This window comes from Serratia sp. CY47444 (assembly GCF_052168635.1).
GTDB classification, from domain to species: Bacteria; Pseudomonadota; Gammaproteobacteria; order Enterobacterales; family Enterobacteriaceae; genus Serratia; species Serratia bockelmannii.
On the sequence record NZ_JBJNMH010000007.1, the window covers coordinates 170,706 to 188,055 of the forward strand.

A 17,350-nucleotide genomic window follows, 5' to 3' on the forward strand; every position below is an offset into this window, starting at 1 on the left:
GCATGAATCACTCCGCAGGCACCTTTCCCTCGGTGATTGCCGTCCTGCCCGCTGCCGGTATCGGCAGCCGCATGCAGGCGGAATGCCCGAAGCAATATTTAACCATCGGCCGGCACAGCATCGTCGAACACGCTATCCATGCCCTGTTGCGCCACCCGCGCATTGAACGGGTGATCGTGGCGATTAGCCCGGAAGATCGCCAGTTCGAACGGCTGCCCATCGCCCAGGATCCGCGGGTGACCGTCACTCAGGGCGGCAAACAGCGCGCTGATTCGGTGATGGCCGGGCTGAAGCTCGCGGCCGATGCGGACTGGGTGCTGGTGCATGACGCTGCGCGCCCCTGCCTGCACGCCGACGATCTCGAGCGCCTGCTGGCGATCACCGCACACAGCAAGGTCGGCGGCATTCTTGCCGCGCCGGTGCGTGACACCATGAAACGCGCCGAACCTGGCCGCGACACCATCGCCCACACCGTCGAACGGCAGGATCTGTGGCATGCGCTGACGCCGCAGCTGTTTCCGCTGCCGCTGCTCAAGCAGTGCCTGCAGCGCGCGCTGGATGAAGGCGCTAACGTCACCGACGAAGCCTCGGCGCTGGAGTATTGCGGTTATCATCCGCAGCTGATCGCCGGCAGGGCGGACAACATTAAAGTAACGCGGCCGGAGGATTTGGCGCTGGCGGCGTTCTATTTGACTCAGTTAGACAATTAAGGAGCGCACCATGCGTATCGGTCACGGTTTTGACGTACATAAATTCGGCGGCGAAGGCCCGTTGGTGATCGGTGGCGTTCGCATCCCTTACGACAAAGGTTTGCTGGCCCATTCCGACGGCGACGTTGCGCTGCACGCCGCGACCGACGCCTTGCTGGGCGCTGCGGCGCTGGGCGATATCGGCAAGCTGTTCCCCGATACCGATCCGGCTTTCAAGGGCGCGGACAGCCGCGAGCTGCTGCGCGAAGCCTGGAAACGTATCCGTGCCAAAGGATACCGCCTCGGTAACCTCGATATCACGATTATCGCTCAGGCGCCGAAAATGGCGCCGCACATCCCGCAGATGCGCGTCTTCCTGGCGGAAGATCTGCAGTGCCATATGGATGACGTCAACGTGAAGGCCACGACCACCGAGCAGCTCGGCTTCACCGGGCGCGGCGAGGGCATCGCCTGCGAAGCGGTCGCCTTGCTGATCAAGGAATAACCGCATGGATATGGCGAAACTGACCTGGCTGCATGGCCGGCCGCAGAGCACCGGGGTGTTGAAAGCCAATCCGGAAGACTTCGTGGTGGTGGAAGACCTGGGCTTTGCGCCGGACGGCGAAGGCGAGCATGTGCTGGTGAACATCCGTAAAAACGGCTGCAATACCCAGTTCGTGGCCGACTATCTGGCGCGCTTCGCCGGTATTCACGCCCGTTCCGTCAGCTATGCCGGCTTGAAGGATCGCCACGCGGTGACCGAACAGTGGTTCTGCCTGCATATGCCGGGCAAAGACACGCCGGATTTCTCACAGTTTGCGCTGGAAGGCTGCGAGGTGCTCTCGTTCGCCCGCCACCTGCGCAAAATGCGTATCGGCAACCTGAAGGGCAACCACTTTACGCTGGTGCTGCGCCACATTTCCGATCGTCAGGACGTGGAAAACCGTCTGCAGGCCATCGCCGCGCAGGGCGTGCCAAACTATTTCGGCAGCCAGCGCTTCGGCCGCGGCGGCAACAATCTGGTGATGGCGCGTCGCTGGGCAAACGACGAAATCCGCGTCAAAGAGCGCAGCAAACGCAGCTTCTACCTTTCCGCCAGCCGCAGCGCGCTGTTCAATCTGATAGTCGGCCGGCGCCTGGCCGACGGCCTGCAGCGCACCGTGCTGGAGGGGGACGCCCTGCAGTTGAGCGGCCGCGGCAGCTGGTTCGTCGCCAAGGCCGATGAGCTGGAGACGTTGCAGCAACGGCTGGATGCCGGCGAGTTGGTTGTCACCGCGGCGTTGCCGGGCGACGGTGAGCCAGGCACCGCCGGCAAAGCCTTGGCTTTTGAACAACAATGCTTGGCGGAACAACCGGAATTGCTTACGCTTTTAAAGCGCGAGCGTGTCGACCCCGCTCGTCGGGCCCTGCTGTTGCAGCCGCAAAATTTGCAGTGGAACTGGTGGGATGACGTTACCGTGGAACTGCGCTTCTGGCTGCCAGCAGGCAGCTTCGCCACCAGCGTAGTTCGCGAAATCATGCAGCAGGATAACAGTGATGCGGATATTGCTGAGTAACGATGACGGCGTTAGCGCCCCGGGCATTCAGGTGCTGGCGGCGGCGCTGCGGGAGTTCGCCGAGGTGCAGGTCGTGGCGCCGGATCGTAACCGCAGCGGTTCTTCCAACGCCTTGACGCTGGAGTCGCCGCTGCGCACGCAGACGCTGGCCAACGGCGATATCGCGGTGCTGCAGGGGACGCCGACCGACTGCGTTTATCTTGGCGTCAACGCATTGATGCGCCCGGCGCCGGATATCGTCGTCTCCGGCATTAACGCCGGACCGAATTTAGGTGATGACGTCATCTATTCCGGCACCGTCGCGGCGGCGATGGAGGGCCGGCACCTGGGGCTGCCCGCACTGGCGGTGTCTCTGAACGGTCACCAACACTACGCAACCGCAGCGGCCATTACCTGCCGCATCCTGCGTGCGCTGCAGCGTGAACCGTTACGCACCGGAAAAATCCTGAATATCAACGTGCCGGATTTGCCGCTGGCGGAGATCAAAGGCCTGCGCGTCACTCGCTGTGGCAGCCGTCATCCTGCCGATAAGGTCTTCTGCCAGCAGGATCCGCGTGGACAAAATCTCTACTGGATCGGGCCGCCTGGTGATAAATTTGATGTCGGGCCGGATACCGACTTTGCGGCGGTGGAACAAGGCTATGTGGCGATCACGCCGCTACAGGTGGATTTGACCGCCTACGCGGCGCAGGAAGTCGTGACAACATGGTTAACCAAGGCAGAGGTTAGCGGGGAATGGTGAACAAGCGTATGCAAACATTGCTGACGCAGCTGCGTCAGCAAGGGATCCGGGACGAAAAGCTGCTGAGAGCGATCGAGGCGGTGCCGCGCGAGCGTTTTGTCGACGAAGCGCTGGATCACAAAGCCTACGAAAACACTGCATTACCGATCGGCTCTGGCCAGACCATTTCTCAGCCTTATATGGTGGCGCGGATGACCGAGCTGCTGAATCTGAAGCCCACCTCAAGAGTGCTGGAGATCGGCACCGGTTCCGGTTATCAGACCGCCATCCTGGCGCATCTGGTGCAACACGTTTGTTCTGTCGAGCGCATCAAGGGGCTGCAGTGGCAGGCCAAGCGCCGCCTGAAGCAGCTCGATCTTCATAATGTTTCCACTCGCCACGGCGACGGCTGGCAGGGCTGGGCGTCGCGCGGCCCATTCGATGCGATCATCGTCACTGCCGCGCCGCCGGAGATCCCGCAGGCGCTGGTGGAGCAGCTGGACGACGGCGGCATTTTGGTGTTGCCGGTGGGCGAGCAGACCCAAACCCTCAAACGCATTCAGCGTCATGGCAACGATTTCGTGGTCGATGCGGTAGAAGCGGTGCGCTTTGTGCCGCTGGTGAAAGGCGAATTGGCCTAGCGATTGTCTGATTTTTCGACCGTCTGCAAAATCTGTTGCACTTTCATCACGTGCGGATAAGGTTTTCTCGTTCCAATCAGGCTAATTTTCACTAGAATTGGCCTTTCTACGTAGTTGTCTTATGGTGCGGCGACGCCAATGTGGTTAGCATTGGCGCGCGTTTTGATGCTCCGGCGGGAGATGACCTGGCGTTCAGGGATCGGCCGGCGGCGCCTTTACATCGCAGAAACTGGGAAGTGGCAAAAGCTCGGCTACGATGTAAAGGGTATTTTGGATATATCACTGATATTGCTGTCATGGGGGAAGCATGAGCACGGGAAGCCCAATGATTACGTTACGCCGGGTAGCGGTGTGTACGATGGTAAGTTTGTGGTTGGCGGGTTGTACGAATACGGCCTCGACGTCGGCCCCTATCAGCAGTGTGGGCGGCGGCGCCGTTCCATCCGGCAATAATAATGGCGGAGTGCAGCAGGCCAGCCCAGAGGGCCGCATTGTCTATAATCGTAGTTATAACGCCATCCCAAAAGGGAGCTACAGCGGCGGTGAAACTTATACGGTCAAGCGCGGCGACACGCTGTTTTACATCGCCTGGATCACCGGCAATGATTTCCGCGACCTGGCTCAGCGCAACAATATTCCCGAGCCATACAGCCTGAATGTTGGTCAAACCATTCAGCTTGGTAATGGTTCTGCCAACGGCGGCGGCGGCATGTTGGCGACGACAGACGCGACCAAAGGCGGCGTTCCGAAGCCACCTTCCAGCTCCCAGATCCAGACGGCAACGGTTGATTCTCAATCAACTAACGCGTATTCTGAAAACTCGGGTAAACAGAATGTAGGTAAGATGTTACCTGCAGCAGGTGCCGCAGCGGTTGGGACCGCGACTGCGCCTGTTACCGCGCCGGAAGCCGCTCCTCCCGTGAGCAGCACCGTCAGCAACAGCGCTCCGGTCAGTACCTGGAGATGGCCGACTGACGGTAAGGTTATTGATAACTTTTCCTCATCAGAAGGTGGGAATAAAGGTGTCGATATCGCCGGTTCTCGTGGGCAGCCTATCTTCGCTACCGCCGATGGTCGTGTAGTGTATGCAGGCAACGCTTTACGGGGTTACGGTAATCTAATCATCATCAAACATAATGATGATTACCTGAGCGCCTACGCTCATAACGACACAATGCTGGTCCGGGAACAACAAGAAGTGAAGGCGGGTCAAAAAATAGCCACCATGGGTAGCACCGGTACCAGTTCAGTACGTTTGCATTTTGAAATTCGTTACAAGGGGAAATCCGTAAACCCGCTGCGTTATCTTCCGCAGCGATAGATTGGGCAGAATACGCTGAGATTCTGCTCGCGGTATCACGGGTAGGAGCAGCATATGAGCCAAAATACGCTGAAAGTTAACGAGTTACATGATGATGCGGATTTCGACGAGAATGGAGCTGAGGCCGAGTCGTTTGATGAAAAAGCGCTGGTAGAAGAAGAGACCAGCGAGAACGATTTAGCGGAAGAAGAGCTGTTGTCTCAAGGCGTTACGCAACGCGTATTGGATGCGACGCAGCTCTATCTGGGTGAGATCGGTTATTCACCTCTGCTGACCGCAGAGGAAGAAGTCTATTTTGCGCGGCGTGCTCTGCGCGGTGACGTGCCGTCCCGCCGTCGCATGATTGAAAGCAACCTGCGGCTGGTGGTGAAAATCGCCCGCCGCTACAGCAACCGTGGTCTGGCGCTGCTGGATCTGATCGAAGAAGGTAACCTCGGTTTGATTCGCGCAGTGGAAAAATTCGACCCGGAACGCGGTTTCCGCTTCTCCACTTATGCAACCTGGTGGATCCGTCAGACGATTGAACGGGCGATCATGAACCAAACCCGTACTATTCGTTTGCCTATCCATATCGTCAAAGAACTGAATGTCTATCTGCGCACCGCGCGTGAGCTTTCCCATAAACTGGATCATGAACCGAGCGCTGAAGAGATTGCCGAGCAACTCGACAAGCCGGTGGATGACGTCAGCCGCATGCTGCGCCTGAATGAGCGCATCACTTCGGTGGATACGCCGCTGGGCGGGGATTCGGAGAAAGCGCTGCTGGACATTCTGGCCGACGAGAAGGACAACGGGCCTGAAGATACCACGCAAGATGACGATATGAAACAAAGCATCGTCAAATGGTTGTTCGAACTGAACGCCAAACAACGTGAAGTGTTGGCGCGTCGTTTCGGCCTGCTGGGCTATGAAGCGGCGACGCTGGAAGACGTAGGCCGGGAGATTGGCCTGACGCGCGAGCGCGTCCGTCAGATTCAGGTTGAAGGTCTGCGCCGTCTGCGTGAGATTCTGCAGATGCAGGGCCTGAGCATTGAGGCGCTGTTCCGCGAATAACGCCGGTTGTTGAACCGCATCAAATAAAAACGGTGAGCATTATGCTCACCGTTTTTTTATGCCTGCGTTTGGCGCCTGACTACACCATATTTTTCAGCCGGTAGATCCATTCCAGCGCCTGGCGCGGCGACAGGGAATCCGGATCCAGCGCTTCCAGGGCTTCAACCGCCGGCGAGGCCTCTTCCTGCAGCAGCGTCATCTGGGTGGCATCGACGCTGCCCGACGCGGTGTGGCTGGAGATAGACTCCAGCTCGCGCAGCTTCTGGCGGGCGCGCTTGATGACGTCGCGCGGCACGCCAGCAAGCGCGGCGACCGCCAGGCCATAGCTTTTGCTGGCAGCCCCGTCCTGTACGCTGTGCATAAAAGCGATGGTGTCGCCATGTTCGAGCGCGTCCAGATGCACGTTGACCACGCCCTCCATTTTCTCCGGTAGGGTCGTCAGTTCGAAGTAGTGGGTGGCGAACAGTGTCATCGCCTTGATGCGGTTAGCCAGGTTCTCGGCGCAGGCCCAGGCCAGCGACAGGCCGTCGTAGGTGGAGGTACCGCGGCCGATTTCATCCATCAACACCAGGCTGTGCTCGGTGGCGTTGTGCAGGATGTTGGCGGTTTCGGTCATCTCCACCATGAAGGTGGAGCGGCCGGAAGCCAGATCGTCCGCCGCGCCGACGCGGGTGAAGATGCGATCCACCGGGCCGATGGTGGCCTTGGTGGCCGGCACGTAACTGCCGATGTGCGCCATCAGCACGATCAGCGCCGTTTGTCGCATATAGGTGCTTTTACCGCCCATGTTTGGGCCGGTAATGATCAGCATGCGGCGCTGCGGCGACAGGGTGAGCGGGTTGGAGATAAACGGTTCGCTCAGCACCTGCTCCACCACCGGGTGGCGGCCTTCGGTAATGCGGATCCCCGGCTGCTCACTCATGGTCGGGCAAGCGTAGTTCAGGGTATCGGCGCGCTCGGCCAGGTTGGCCAGCACGTCCAGCTCGGCCAGTGCGGCGGCGCTCTGCTGCAGCTCCGCCAGGTGCGGCAGCAGCAGATCGAACAGTTCGTCGTACAGGCTTTTCTCGATCGCCAACGCCTTGCCCTTGGAGGTGAGCACTTTGTCTTCGTACTCTTTCAATTCCGGGATGATGTAGCGCTCGGCGTTTTTCAACGTCTGGCGGCGCACATAGTGGATCGGCACCAGATGGCTTTGGCCGCGGCTCACCTGAATGTAGTAGCCATGTACGCCGTTAAAACCGACCTTGAGCGTGTCCAGCCCCAGCTTTTCACGCTCGCGGATCTCCAGCCGGTCGAGGTAGTCGCTGGCGCCATCGGCCAGTGCGCGCCACTCGTCCAGCTCGCTGTTGTAACCGGGGGCGATCACGCCGCCGTCGCGCACCAATACCGGCGGCGATTCAATCACCGCGCGCTCCAGCAGCTCGCGCAGCTCGTCAAACTGGCCCACCTGCGCCAGCAACTGCTGCACGTGCGGGGTGTCCACGTCTTGCAGCAGCGCGCGGATGTCCGGCAATTGCTGGAAAGCATGACGCATGCGCGCCAGATCGCGCGGACGCGCGGTACGCAGCGCCAGGCGCGCCAAAATTCGCTCCTGATCGCCCACCTGACGCAGCGAAGGCTGCAGATCGGCGAACAGTTCCTGCAATGCGCCGATCGCCTGCTGGCGGGCGGTCAGCACCTTGATGTCTCGGGTCGGCATGTGCAGCCAGCGTTTCAGCATGCGGCTGCCCATCGGCGTGACTGTGCGATCGAGGATCGCCGCCAGCGTGTTGTCGCTGCCGCCGGACAGGCTCTGCGTCAGCTCCAGGTTGCGGCGGGTCGCGGCGTCCATGATGATGCCGTCCTGCTGGCGCTCCATAGTGATGCCGCGAATGTGCGGCAGCGAAGTACGCTGAGTATCTTTGACGTACTGCAGCAGACAGCCGGCGGCGCGCAGCGCCTGGTGCGCCTGCTCGACGCCGAAGCCGGTCAGATCGCGGGTGCCGAACTGCAGGTTGAGCTGTTGGCGTGCGGTCTCCAGTTCGAATTCCCACAGCGGACGGCGGCGCAGGCCGTGGCGCTGTTCGATCAGCGCCATTTGTTCGAAGGTTTCCGGGTAGAGCAGCTCGGCCGGATTGGTGCGCTGCAGCTCGGCGGCCATGGTTTCCAGATCTTGCGGCTCGGCGACGCGGAAGCGGCCGGAGCTGACGTCCAGCGTGGCATAACCGAAGCCGCGCGCATCCTGCCAGATCGCCGCCAGCAGGTTGTCCTGGCGTTCTTGCAGCAGCGCTTCGTCGGTGATGGTGCCGGGGGTGACGATACGCACCACTTTGCGCTCGACCGGCCCTTTGCTGGTGGCCGGATCGCCGATCTGCTCACAGATGGCGACGGACTCGCCAAGCTGCACCAGCTTGGCCAGGTAGTTCTCTACCGCGTGGTGCGGCACGCCGGCCATCGGGATCGGTTCACCCGCCGAGGCGCCGCGTTTGGTCAGCGAGATATCCAGCAGTTGGGAAGCGCGCTTGGCGTCGTCGTAAAACAGCTCGTAGAAGTCGCCCATGCGGTAGAACAGCAGGATTTCAGGATGCTGGGCCTTGAGGCGCAGGTACTGCTGCATCATCGGCGTGTGCGAATCGAGTTTATCGGTGCTATTCATGCGATTATTTTTCCAATCCATTGAATGTAAAGGGAACTGTGATTTTCATTGTCGTCATTCGCTATCACATTGTTTCAGCAGACGCCGCCCCTTTTAGCGCTTGCCGGGCGGCGCAAATCAAATCATCAAAACGCCAAACGGCGCGCTCAAACCCAAGGTTTGCACAGACGCTTATACTAGCCCAGCGGGCAATCGGCTGTCACAGGTAAAAATGGGAAGCGCTGCGCAAGGCCGGTTTGTAACGCAGCGAGATTGTCGTTCGCCTGCGGGCAACAACGCAAGTGTCGCCGCACGGAGTGGTGGTGAGGCTATGGCTCGGGAGTGAGAGGCAAGGGAATGAAGTCCTTTACATTCCTTGATATAATGTCTTCAACAAATTTGCGAACAGAGGTTGTCATGAGTAACAGCAAAAAAGTGCAGGTGGGTTATGCCAAGCCGTCCCGTACGGACATTGCGCGTTCCGTGGCGACATCAACGGCGGTTGAAACAGGTCAACCCTCAGCCAGAGTTGAAGCTTCTTTAGAAGAAGCGCGTAAAAAATTTGCTCATTTGCGCCTTGCCTAATATCTTCTTAGTGCTTGACTGACCCAGTGTTTCATTGGTTCGTAGTTCATGTTCATACCTGAGTGAATCGCTGAGATATACTGGGCTCTGTTTTGCTCCCAGCTTTGATAATCCAACGGTTTATGCCCGCCCTGAACCGCCATCACATCGGCCAACAGCCGTGACAAACGGCCATTCCCTTCTCTGAAAGGGTGTATGAGTATCAGTTCAACATGGATTATCGCAATCGCTTCTATCAGCTGTTCTTCGCTCATGGCTGAGCAAGGTGTGTAACGGGCCAGGTATTCCACCTCGAAATCGTCCAGTAGTTTGGGCAATCGCGTCGAAGGGGCAAACATAAAGCCCCCTTTGCTGATATTGACAGTTCTTGCTTGACCAGCCCATGCATAGATATTGCCTAACCAGCGGCGATGCCAGCCCTTGATCATCTCGACGGTGATTTTCCCTAATGGAAAATGCTGTTCGAAAATGGAATGGTAGAGCTGTTCCAGCAATACCAATTCGGCATCGTCGAGTTCATTGCTATCGGCAATACCCAGCTTGTTGGCTAGAACTTGCTCGCCGGATTCTTTCTCATATTGGCCTTCGCTGCTGGAAACATGGTATCGGCTCATGCTTACGCTCGATAAATTAGGCGGGAGATAAGGCAAGTATAATCAGCGATACGCGGCGGAACAATTTAATTAAAATCAGGTTATTAAGTTAGGATTAATCATAAGTCTGATTAATGGCATCGAAGTAAATAGTTTCAATTTATTGGATGTTAACGATACAACGCAAGTCGCCGCCCGCAGTGGGGGGGCGACTTTATTGCGCGGCGGTGAGAGGCAGGGGCAGTTGATAGAGGCGGAAACTGTCGGGCACTTCGGTTTCATGGCCGGGCAGCAGACGGTGGCGGATGCGCGACTCGCTGACGAAGGCGCAGCCTTGTGGGGTGATAGTCAGGTTAACCGGCGACTCCATGCCTTCGCGCAAGACCTCAAGTTGGTGCATCCCTGCCGCCTTGGGTGACGGGATCCGCAGGATCCGCCCTTGGCCGCTCTGGATCCCGTTTTCCAGCACGATCAGCGCGCCGCCCGGAGCCAATCCCATTCCGTCCGGGTTTTCAATCAGGCGCGGCAGCTGCATTTCCGTCAGCTGCGGCTGCGGATCGTTATAGCTGAGGGTATAAAGCTTACCGGTGCCGAAATTGGCGACAGCCATCAGCCGATCGTCGAGCAGCACGATCCCGGCGGCGCCCAGCCCGCTGGGGGCCGCCAATCGCGCATCCTGAAACAGCGTACTGAATGCCGCTTCGCCCGGCCGCAGGCGCAGGATGCCGCCGCCGCGGGTTTCCGTTACGTACACCGTGCCGTCTGCGCCGAGCACGATATCGTTGCCCATTTCCCCCGTCGGCAGTGCCAGGCTGCGGTTGAGGGTGCCATCCGCGACGTTCAGCGCATAGATGCGGTTGGCCCGCGTTTTGCCGCCGGAAAGGAAGTCCGGCGAATTGCCCCACAGCAACCCGCGCCGTTCGTCCAGCCGCAGCGCGTTTGAGGCGAACACCGTGTCAGCGCCAGGGAAAAAGGTTTCCCACGCTTTACCCGGCCGCTTGCGCAGCACGTTGCCGCTGGTGATCAGGCCGACATACAGCGTGCCGTCCGCCGCGCGGGCGATGCCGTTGGGGTAAAGCGCGCCGGGCGGCAGCGTCATGCTGCTTTCGGCGCAGTGGGTATTGGCGGCGGCCTGCGCCGGAGTGGTCAGGGGGAGTGCGGCGGCGAGGGTGAACAACGCTGCTCGCGCGGTAAGCGCATATGACATGTCTTCTCTCCTGGAATGACGGAAAAGGGGCTACCAGCGATCGGGGCGGGCAGCCTGTGCCATTGGCGCCTCCAGCGCGGCGAGGTCTTCCGGCGATAGCCTGAGGGTGAGCGCTGCCAGCGCATCCTGCAGATGGTGCGGCTTGGACATGCCCACCAGCGGCGACGCCACGCCGGGTTTGGCCAGCAGCCAGGCCAGCGCGATCTGCGCCGGTGGAACGCCGCGTGTGGCCGCCACCTCCGCGACCGCCGCGACGGTGCGTTCCACTTCGTTTCTGCCGCCGTACCAACGGGGCGCCTGTTCGTCGGTGGCGGCGCGCAGCGTGCCGGCGTTGCCGGAGCCGGCCAGCACGCCGCGGGCCAGCGGCGACCAGGGCGTCAGGCTGAGCCCCTCCTCCAGACACAGCGGGATCAGCTCCTCTTCATCTTCACGCGTCACCAGGTTGTATTGGCTCTGCAGCGAAATAAACGGCGCCAGGCGGTGCTGACGTTGAAAGGCCAGCATTTTCATCAGGCGCCAGGCGTGCAGCGAGGAGGCACCGAGATAGCGGATCTTGCCCGCCCGCACCAGGCCATCGAGGGTGTCGGCGGTTTCTTCGATCGGCGTTTCGGTGTCGAAGCGGTGCAGCACAAACAGATCGAGGTAATCCGTCCCCAGCCGCTGCAAAGAGGCGTCGACGCTCTGCAGCAGGTGCTTGCGCGACAGCCCTCGGCTGTTCGGCTGCGCGTCCATCGGAAAGTAGGCCTTGGTGGCGATCACCACGTCTTCGCGGCGGGCGAACGCCTTCAGGGCGCGGCCGAGAATGCGCTCGCTTTCTCCGCCGGAGTAAATGTTGGCGGTATCGAAAAAATTGATGCCCGCTTCCAGCGTTTCGCGGATAAAGGGGCGCGCTTCATCTTCCTTCAGCACCCAGGGGCGCCAGGCCGGATCGCCATAGGTCATGCAGCCCAGGCAGAGACGAGACACTTTCAGGCCGCTGTCGCCAAGCCGAACGTAGTTCATGGCATCGTCTCCTCAGCGCATGCCGGCGATGGTGTAACCGCCGTCCACCAGCAGGCTTTGGCCGGTGATGAAGCGGGCCTCGTCCGTCGCCAACCACAGCGCCACATCGCCGATGTCTTCCGATTCGCCCAGGCGGCCGGCGGGCGTATGGGCTATAAAGGGCGCGAACGCCGCGCTGTCGGCCACGCTGCCGCGCGCCATCGGCGTGTCGATGATGCCGGGGTTGATGTTGTTGACGCGGATGCCCTGGCCGCTGTATTCGAGCGCCACCGCGCGGATCATCGCATCGAGCGCCCCTTTGCTGGCGGAGTAGCTGGATGAGCCGGCCAGCGCGCCGTGGGTCAGCCAGGAGGAGGTGTTGATGATCACGCCGCCCGAGTGCTGAGCTAGGAAGGTTTCAATCTCGTATTTCATCGCCAGCCAGACGCCTCTGAGGTTAATGGCGATCACGCGGTCAAAATCCTCGCTGCTCTGTTCGGTGATGGGGGCGAAGTTGCCGATGATGCCGGCGTTGTTGAAAGCGACGTCGAGCCGGCCGTAGTGGGCGGTCACTGCGGCGAGCAGCCTACGGATATCGTCTTCCAGGGAGACGTCGGCCACGATGGGCAGGGCGTCACCGCCGGCCAGCGCGATATCGCGCGCCGTGGCTTCGATCTCCGCCGCGCGCCGGCCGACCAGTGCGACTTTGGCGCCCTCGCGGGCATAGGCCAGCGCCGCAGCGCGGCCGATACCGGTACCGCCGCCGCTCACCAGTACGACTTTGTCTGCCAGACGGCGCGGCGTTTCATGGGTTGGAGCTGTAGCATTAATCATCGCATCGATACCTGGTAATGGGTTCGATCGCAATGCTATGTTGTTAGATGACGGATAACTATCCGCTAAAAACTCATCTCACTATTAGATAATTTATATCAATAGCATGAAGAAACCCGAACTGTCCGGCCTGGCGGCCTTCGTGGCTATCGCCAGTGAACGCAGCTTCCGCCGCGCCGCCGCCCGATTGGGCGTGACGCCGCCGACGCTGACCCACACCCTGCGCGAACTGGAGGCGCAGGTGGGCATTCGCCTGCTGAACCGCACCACCCGCAACGTCTCGCCGACGGAGGCCGGAGAGCATCTGCTGGCGCAGCTGGTGCCGGCTTTTACCGACATCGACGCCGCGCTCGAGAGCCTGAATGCGTTTCGCGAAGGGCCGCGCGGCCTGGTGCGCATCAACGCGCCGCGTTCGGCGATCGATCTCGCCATCGTGCCGCATCTGGGGCGGTTGGCCAGCGAATACCCCGGCATTACGCTGGAAGTGGTGGCGGACGAGGGGTTCGCCAATATCGTCGAGCAAGGTTTTGACGCCGGCATCCGGCTCGGTGAGGACCTGCATAACGATATGCGCGCGGTGCGCCTGACACCGGATCTGCGTTTCGCCATCGTCGCCACGCCGGACTATTTTCAGCGGCACGGCGAGCCGACGCATCCGCGGGATTTACTGCAGCACCGTTGCATCGGTTGGCGCAAAGCCTCTTCAGGCGAGCGCTACAAATGGGCTTTTCAGCAGGGGGAGCAGCGATTTTCTGTGGCGGTTAACAGCCCGTTGATACTCGATGACGGCAGGATGATGGTGCAGGCGGCGCTGGCGAACGTCGGCATCGCTTTTGCCATCGAGCAGGAGGTGGAAGAATACCTGGCGAGCGGGCGGCTGCGGCGGGTGCTGGCCGACTGGTGCGCGCCGTTTCCCGGTTTTTACCTCTATTACCCCAACCGCAGGAACCATTCCGTGGCGCTGGCCACGGTGATCGAGTTGCTGCGTCTGCCCATGTAATCCTCTTCGCCTGCTGCCGTCGCGTTCGGATGGCAGCAGCCGAATCAAGCTTGAACTATTTTTATTCCCTCGCCGTTTGTTCAGGCGCAAATAACCTCTTAAATTCTCAGCGAGTTCATAACTTGCTGTTTATAATTGTCATTTGATTATTTATTAAGAATATTCTGAGTTTTTAGCGGTTATTTGAGAGCCCGGTCACACTATTTTTTGTGCAAAATGTGAAGAGGGTCAATCCATCAGGTCAATGAGAGACGGTTCTGTCTCTTCTTGGCTTACCGATCCGTTTTTCATGCTCCGTATACTGTCTGTAACCAGGGCAACGTGACGGAAATTTTCATAAGGAATGTGCGTGAAGCAATCGTGATTGCATCTGGCATACAAATAACACCGGGTTTTTTTGATTATCTGAGGTGCTTGGTATGGAAAAGAAAAAAATCTATCTGTTTTGTTCTGCCGGTATGTCCACTTCCCTGTTGGTATCAAAAATGAAGGCGCAGGCCGAAAAATATGAAGTGCCGGTGATCATCGCCGCCTATCCGGAAGCGCTGGCCGCGGAGAAAGGCGTTGAAGCGGATCTGATCCTGCTGGGGCCGCAGATCGCCTACACCCTGCCGGAAGTGCAGAAACAGCTGCCCAATAAACCTGTTGAAGTCATCGATCCGCTGTTGTACGGCAAGGTCGATGGGCTGGGCGTACTGAAGGCCGCGGTGGCCGCCATCAAGAAAGCCAATCAATAACAGGAGGCCGCCGTGAATACCCTCATTGCCTCGCTCGAGAAGGTTATCCTGCCTTTCGCCGTAAAAATCGGTAAGCAGCCCCATGTCAACGCCATCAAGAACGGCTTTATCCGCCTGATGCCGCTGACCTTGACCGGGGCGATGTTCGTGTTGATCAACAACGTGTTCCTGAGCTTCGGCGAGGGATCGTTTTTCTATTCGTTGGGTGTAAGGTTGGACGCCTCCACCATCGAGACGCTGAATAGCCTGAAGAGCATTGGTGGCAGCGTTTATAACGGTACGCTAGGGATCATGTCCCTGATGACGCCGTTCTTTATCAGCATGGCGTTGGCCGAAGAGCGCAAGGTCGATCCACTAGCCTCGGCGCTGCTGGCGGTGGCGGCCTTCATGACCGTCACGCCGTTCAACGTCGGCGAGGCCTATGCGGTGGGCGCCAATTGGCTGGGCGGCGCCAACATCATTTCCGGTATGGTGATCGGGCTGGCGGTGGCTGAGATGTTTGCTTTCATCGTGCGGCGCAACTGGGTGATCAGCCTGCCTGACAGCGTGCCGGCTTCGGTGTCGCGCTCCTTCTCAGCGCTGATCCCCGGCTTTATCATCCTCTCCATCATGGGGCTGGTGGCGTTCGCGCTGGCGCACTGGGGCACCAACTTCCACCAGATCATCATGGACGGCATTTCGGCGCCGCTGGCCAAGATGGGCAGCGTGGTGGGCTGGGTTTACGTGCTGTTCTCCTCGCTGCTGTGGTTCTTCGGGGTGCACGGCTCCATGGCGCTGGCGGCGCTGGACAGCGGCATCATGACGCCGTTCGCGCTGGAAAACGTGGAGCTGTACAACAAATACGGTTCGGTCGAAGCGGCGGTGGCCGCCGGCAAAGAGTTCCATATGTGGGCGAAACCGTTCGTCGACTCCTACATCTACCTTGGCGGCACCGGCTCGACGCTGGGTCTGATTATCGCCATCTTCATCGCCTCGCGCCGCGAAGATTACCGCCAGGTCGCCAAGCTGGCGACGCCGTCCGGCATCTTCCAGATCAACGAACCGATTCTGTTCGGCCTGCCGGTGATCATGAACCCGGTGATGTTCATTCCGTTCATCCTGGTGCAGCCGGTACTGACCATTATCACCTCGCTGGCTTATTACTCCGGGCTGATCCCGCCGATCACCAACATTGCGCCCTGGACCATGCCGGTCGGCCTGGGGGCATTCTTCAACACCAACGGCAGCATCATGGCCATGTTGCTGAGCCTGTTCAACCTGGCGGTCGCCACCGTGATTTATCTGCCGTTCGTGGCGATCTCCAACAAGGCGCAGAGCCAGATCGACGCGGCGACGGAAAGCGAAGAAGACATCGCCAAGGCGCTGAAATTCTAACTGTGGAACGGGGCGGCGCGGCCGCCCCGCGAGGGACACGAGTATGGAATATCAATTTGCCGACGGGTTCTGGTGGGGCAGCGCCACCTCCGCGCCGCAGTCTGAAGGTGCGGCAGCGCGGGACGGCAAGAGCCGCAATATCTTCGATTATTGGTACGAGATTGCGCCCGAGCGCTTTCACGATCGGGTGGGGCCGGCCGAGGCCTCGACCTTTTACGACCATTTCCGTACCGATATCGGGCTGCTCAAAACGCTGGGCCACAATACCTTCAGAACCTCGATTTCGTGGTCGCGGCTGATCCCGGACGGCGACGGCGAGGTGAACCCGCAGGCGGTGGCCTTCTATAACGCGATGATCGACGAGCTGCTGGCGCAGGGCATCACCCCGTTTATCAATCTCTATCACTTCGATATGCCGCTGTGCATGCAGCAGCGCGGCGGCTGGGAAAATCGGGCGGTGGTCGAAGCCTATGCGCGTTATGCCGACATCTGCTTCGGTCTGTTTGGCGATCGGATCACCCACTGGTTCACCTTCAACGAGCCGATCGTGCCGGTGGAGGCCGGTTACCTGAATGACCTGCATTACCCTTGCGTGGTGGATTTCAAACGGGCGATCACCGTGGCGTATCACAGCGTACTGGCGCACGCCATGGCGGTGCAGCGTTTCAGAGCGCGCGGGCTGCCGGGGAGCATCGGCATCATTCTGAATCTGAGCCCGACCTATCCGCGCTCCGACGCGCCGGAGGATCGGCAGGCCGCACACGACGCCGATCTGTTGCTCAACCGCAGTTTCCTCGACCCGGTCGCCAAAGGGCGTTATCCGGCGGCGTTGCTGCACTTGCTGGAGCGCCATGGGCTGATGCCCTACTGCGAGCCGCAGGATGCGCCGCTGATCGAAGGCGGCGTGGTGGATATCCTCGGCGTCAATTACTACCAGCCGCGCAGGGTACAGGCGAAAGCGGGGCGTCGTGCCGAGGGGCCGATCGCATCGCCGGAGGATTTGTTCAGTTACTATGCAATGCCGGGCCGCAAAATCAATCCGCACCGCGGCTGGGAGATCTACGAGAAGGGGCTGTACGACATCCTGATGGATCTGAAAGAGAACTACGGCAATCTGCCTTGTTATATTTCCGAAAACGGCATGGGCGTCGAGGGCGAAGAGGCGTTTATCGGCGCCGATGGGCGGGTGGAGGACGATTACCGCATCGACTTTATTCGCGAGCATCTGAAGTGGCTGCACCGCGCGCTGGCGGAAGGCTCGCAGTGCAAGGGCTATCATCTGTGGACCTTTATCGACTGCTGGTCCTGGCTGAATGCCTACAAGAATCGTTATGGGCTGGTGCGCTTGGATCGGGCGGATCAGCGCCGCACCATCAAAAAAAGCGGCTACTGGTTTGCCGAGGCGGCCAGACGCAACGGGTTTGACTAACGGGAGGCCGGCGCC

17 protein-coding genes are annotated in these 17,350 nt (G+C 59.9%); 12 read left to right on the plus strand and 5 right to left on the minus strand.

The window, feature by feature from the left end:
* Positions 1-2: 2 nt before the first annotated feature.
* The 7 genes from ispD (at position 3) to rpoS (ending at position 5,981) form a co-directional block, all read left to right on the plus strand.
* A complete protein-coding gene (ispD, locus tag ACJ8IL_RS12125) occupies positions 3-710 on the plus strand; it encodes a 2-C-methyl-D-erythritol 4-phosphate cytidylyltransferase (protein WP_442516563.1) in 708 nt (235 codons plus the stop codon).
* A gap of 10 nt (positions 711-720) precedes the next feature.
* The gene (gene ispF / locus ACJ8IL_RS12130) at positions 721-1,194 is read left to right on the plus strand and encodes a 2-C-methyl-D-erythritol 2,4-cyclodiphosphate synthase (protein ID WP_004932594.1); all 474 of its coding nucleotides are present in this window, start codon (positions 721-723) and stop codon (positions 1,192-1,194) included.
* Positions 1,195-1,198: 4 nt separating this feature from the next.
* Positions 1,199-2,245: a tRNA pseudouridine(13) synthase TruD gene (gene truD / locus ACJ8IL_RS12135; protein WP_164068006.1), complete on the plus strand. Its 1,047-nt coding sequence runs from the start codon at positions 1,199-1,201 to the stop codon at positions 2,243-2,245.
* Positions 2,226-2,987 (plus strand): 5'/3'-nucleotidase SurE, encoded by a 762-nt coding sequence (surE, locus tag ACJ8IL_RS12140; protein ID WP_038628899.1) that lies wholly within the window; start codon positions 2,226-2,228, stop codon positions 2,985-2,987. The genes truD and surE overlap by 20 nt, the downstream gene beginning before the upstream one ends.
* Positions 2,981-3,607 carry a protein-L-isoaspartate(D-aspartate) O-methyltransferase gene (locus tag ACJ8IL_RS12145; RefSeq protein WP_060434264.1) on the plus strand — a complete coding sequence of 209 codons (627 nt, stop codon included), beginning with the start codon at positions 2,981-2,983 and terminating at the stop codon, positions 3,605-3,607. The genes surE and ACJ8IL_RS12145 overlap by 7 nt, the downstream gene beginning before the upstream one ends.
* A gap of 325 nt (positions 3,608-3,932) precedes the next feature.
* Complete coding sequence (gene nlpD / locus ACJ8IL_RS12150; RefSeq protein ID WP_049204752.1) at positions 3,933-4,928, plus strand: murein hydrolase activator NlpD; 996 nt, start codon at positions 3,933-3,935, stop codon at positions 4,926-4,928.
* 54 nt (positions 4,929-4,982) lie between these two features.
* On the plus strand, positions 4,983-5,981 hold the full coding sequence (rpoS, locus tag ACJ8IL_RS12155; RefSeq protein WP_004932578.1) for an RNA polymerase sigma factor RpoS: 999 nt from the start codon (positions 4,983-4,985) through the stop codon (positions 5,979-5,981).
* Between the two features lie 79 nt (positions 5,982-6,060).
* Here the strand turns inward: rpoS and mutS are convergent, their stop codons facing one another.
* Positions 6,061-8,616, minus strand: coding sequence for a DNA mismatch repair protein MutS (mutS, locus tag ACJ8IL_RS12160; protein WP_060434473.1), 2,556 nt, complete (start codon positions 8,614-8,616; stop codon positions 6,061-6,063).
* A 396-nt stretch (positions 8,617-9,012) separates the two neighbouring features.
* Between mutS and ACJ8IL_RS12165 the strand changes: the two genes are divergently transcribed.
* Entirely contained in the window at positions 9,013-9,180 is a 168-nt protein-coding gene (locus tag ACJ8IL_RS12165; protein WP_162882342.1) for a hypothetical protein, read from the plus strand.
* Here the strand turns inward: ACJ8IL_RS12165 and ACJ8IL_RS12170 are convergent.
* From ACJ8IL_RS12170 to ACJ8IL_RS12185, 4 genes are all read right to left on the minus strand, one after another.
* Entirely contained in the window at positions 9,177-9,794 is a 618-nt protein-coding gene (locus ACJ8IL_RS12170) for a Fic/DOC family protein (protein ID WP_025301624.1), read from the minus strand. The two genes, ACJ8IL_RS12165 and ACJ8IL_RS12170, sit on opposite strands and share 4 nt — an antisense overlap.
* A 193-nt stretch (positions 9,795-9,987) precedes the next feature.
* The gene (locus ACJ8IL_RS12175; protein WP_442516564.1) at positions 9,988-10,980 is read right to left on the minus strand and encodes a Vgb family protein; all 993 of its coding nucleotides are present in this window, start codon (positions 10,978-10,980) and stop codon (positions 9,988-9,990) included.
* 30 nt (positions 10,981-11,010) lie between these two features.
* Positions 11,011-11,982: an aldo/keto reductase gene (locus ACJ8IL_RS12180; RefSeq protein ID WP_261427512.1), complete on the minus strand. Its 972-nt coding sequence runs from the start codon at positions 11,980-11,982 to the stop codon at positions 11,011-11,013.
* A gap of 12 nt (positions 11,983-11,994) precedes the next feature.
* Positions 11,995-12,795, minus strand: a complete 801-nt coding sequence (locus ACJ8IL_RS12185) for an SDR family NAD(P)-dependent oxidoreductase (protein WP_049294839.1) — start codon at positions 12,793-12,795, stop codon at positions 11,995-11,997.
* Between the two features lie 106 nt (positions 12,796-12,901).
* Between ACJ8IL_RS12185 and ACJ8IL_RS12190 the strand changes: the two genes are divergently transcribed.
* The 4 genes from ACJ8IL_RS12190 to ACJ8IL_RS12205 all read left to right on the plus strand — a co-directional run bounded on the left by ACJ8IL_RS12190 (position 12,902) and on the right by ACJ8IL_RS12205 (position 17,335).
* On the plus strand, positions 12,902-13,795 hold the full coding sequence (locus tag ACJ8IL_RS12190; RefSeq protein WP_043135815.1) for a LysR family transcriptional regulator: 894 nt from the start codon (positions 12,902-12,904) through the stop codon (positions 13,793-13,795).
* Between the two features lie 419 nt (positions 13,796-14,214).
* Complete coding sequence (locus ACJ8IL_RS12195) at positions 14,215-14,532, plus strand: PTS sugar transporter subunit IIB (RefSeq protein WP_004932561.1); 318 nt, start codon at positions 14,215-14,217, stop codon at positions 14,530-14,532.
* 12 nt (positions 14,533-14,544) lie between these two features.
* Positions 14,545-15,906, plus strand: a complete 1,362-nt coding sequence (chbC, locus tag ACJ8IL_RS12200) for a PTS N,N'-diacetylchitobiose transporter subunit IIC (protein WP_016929034.1) — start codon at positions 14,545-14,547, stop codon at positions 15,904-15,906.
* A gap of 43 nt (positions 15,907-15,949) precedes the next feature.
* Positions 15,950-17,335 carry a glycoside hydrolase family 1 protein gene (locus tag ACJ8IL_RS12205; protein ID WP_025301629.1) on the plus strand — a complete coding sequence of 462 codons (1,386 nt, stop codon included), beginning with the start codon at positions 15,950-15,952 and terminating at the stop codon, positions 17,333-17,335.
* Positions 17,336-17,350 lie beyond the last annotated feature (15 nt).

Bases quoted from the DNA above. Each gene is read 5' to 3' on its own strand.
- ACJ8IL_RS12175 (WP_442516564.1), bottom strand. From the start codon at position 10,980: ATGTCATATGCGCTTACCGCGCGAGCAGCGTTGTTCACCCTCGCCGCC.
- ACJ8IL_RS12185 (WP_049294839.1), bottom strand. From the start codon at position 12,795: ATGATTAATGCTACAGCTCCAACCCATGAAACGCCGCGCCGTCTGGCA.
- ACJ8IL_RS12180 (WP_261427512.1), bottom strand. From the start codon at position 11,982: ATGAACTACGTTCGGCTTGGCGACAGCGGCCTGAAAGTGTCTCGTCTC.
- ACJ8IL_RS12190 (WP_043135815.1), top strand. From the start codon at position 12,902: ATGAAGAAACCCGAACTGTCCGGCCTGGCGGCCTTCGTGGCTATCGCC.
- truD (WP_164068006.1), top strand. From the start codon at position 1,199: ATGGATATGGCGAAACTGACCTGGCTGCATGGCCGGCCGCAGAGCACC.
- surE (WP_038628899.1), top strand. From the start codon at position 2,226: ATGCGGATATTGCTGAGTAACGATGACGGCGTTAGCGCCCCGGGCATT.
- rpoS (WP_004932578.1), top strand. From the start codon at position 4,983: ATGAGCCAAAATACGCTGAAAGTTAACGAGTTACATGATGATGCGGAT.
- mutS (WP_060434473.1), bottom strand. From the start codon at position 8,616: ATGAATAGCACCGATAAACTCGATTCGCACACGCCGATGATGCAGCAG.
- ispD (WP_442516563.1), top strand. From the start codon at position 3: ATGAATCACTCCGCAGGCACCTTTCCCTCGGTGATTGCCGTCCTGCCC.
- nlpD (WP_049204752.1), top strand. From the start codon at position 3,933: ATGATTACGTTACGCCGGGTAGCGGTGTGTACGATGGTAAGTTTGTGG.
- ACJ8IL_RS12165 (WP_162882342.1), top strand. From the start codon at position 9,013: ATGAGTAACAGCAAAAAAGTGCAGGTGGGTTATGCCAAGCCGTCCCGT.
- ACJ8IL_RS12195 (WP_004932561.1), top strand. From the start codon at position 14,215: ATGGAAAAGAAAAAAATCTATCTGTTTTGTTCTGCCGGTATGTCCACT.
- ispF (WP_004932594.1), top strand. From the start codon at position 721: ATGCGTATCGGTCACGGTTTTGACGTACATAAATTCGGCGGCGAAGGC.
- ACJ8IL_RS12205 (WP_025301629.1), top strand. From the start codon at position 15,950: ATGGAATATCAATTTGCCGACGGGTTCTGGTGGGGCAGCGCCACCTCC.
- ACJ8IL_RS12170 (WP_025301624.1), bottom strand. From the start codon at position 9,794: ATGAGCCGATACCATGTTTCCAGCAGCGAAGGCCAATATGAGAAAGAA.
- ACJ8IL_RS12145 (WP_060434264.1), top strand. From the start codon at position 2,981: ATGGTGAACAAGCGTATGCAAACATTGCTGACGCAGCTGCGTCAGCAA.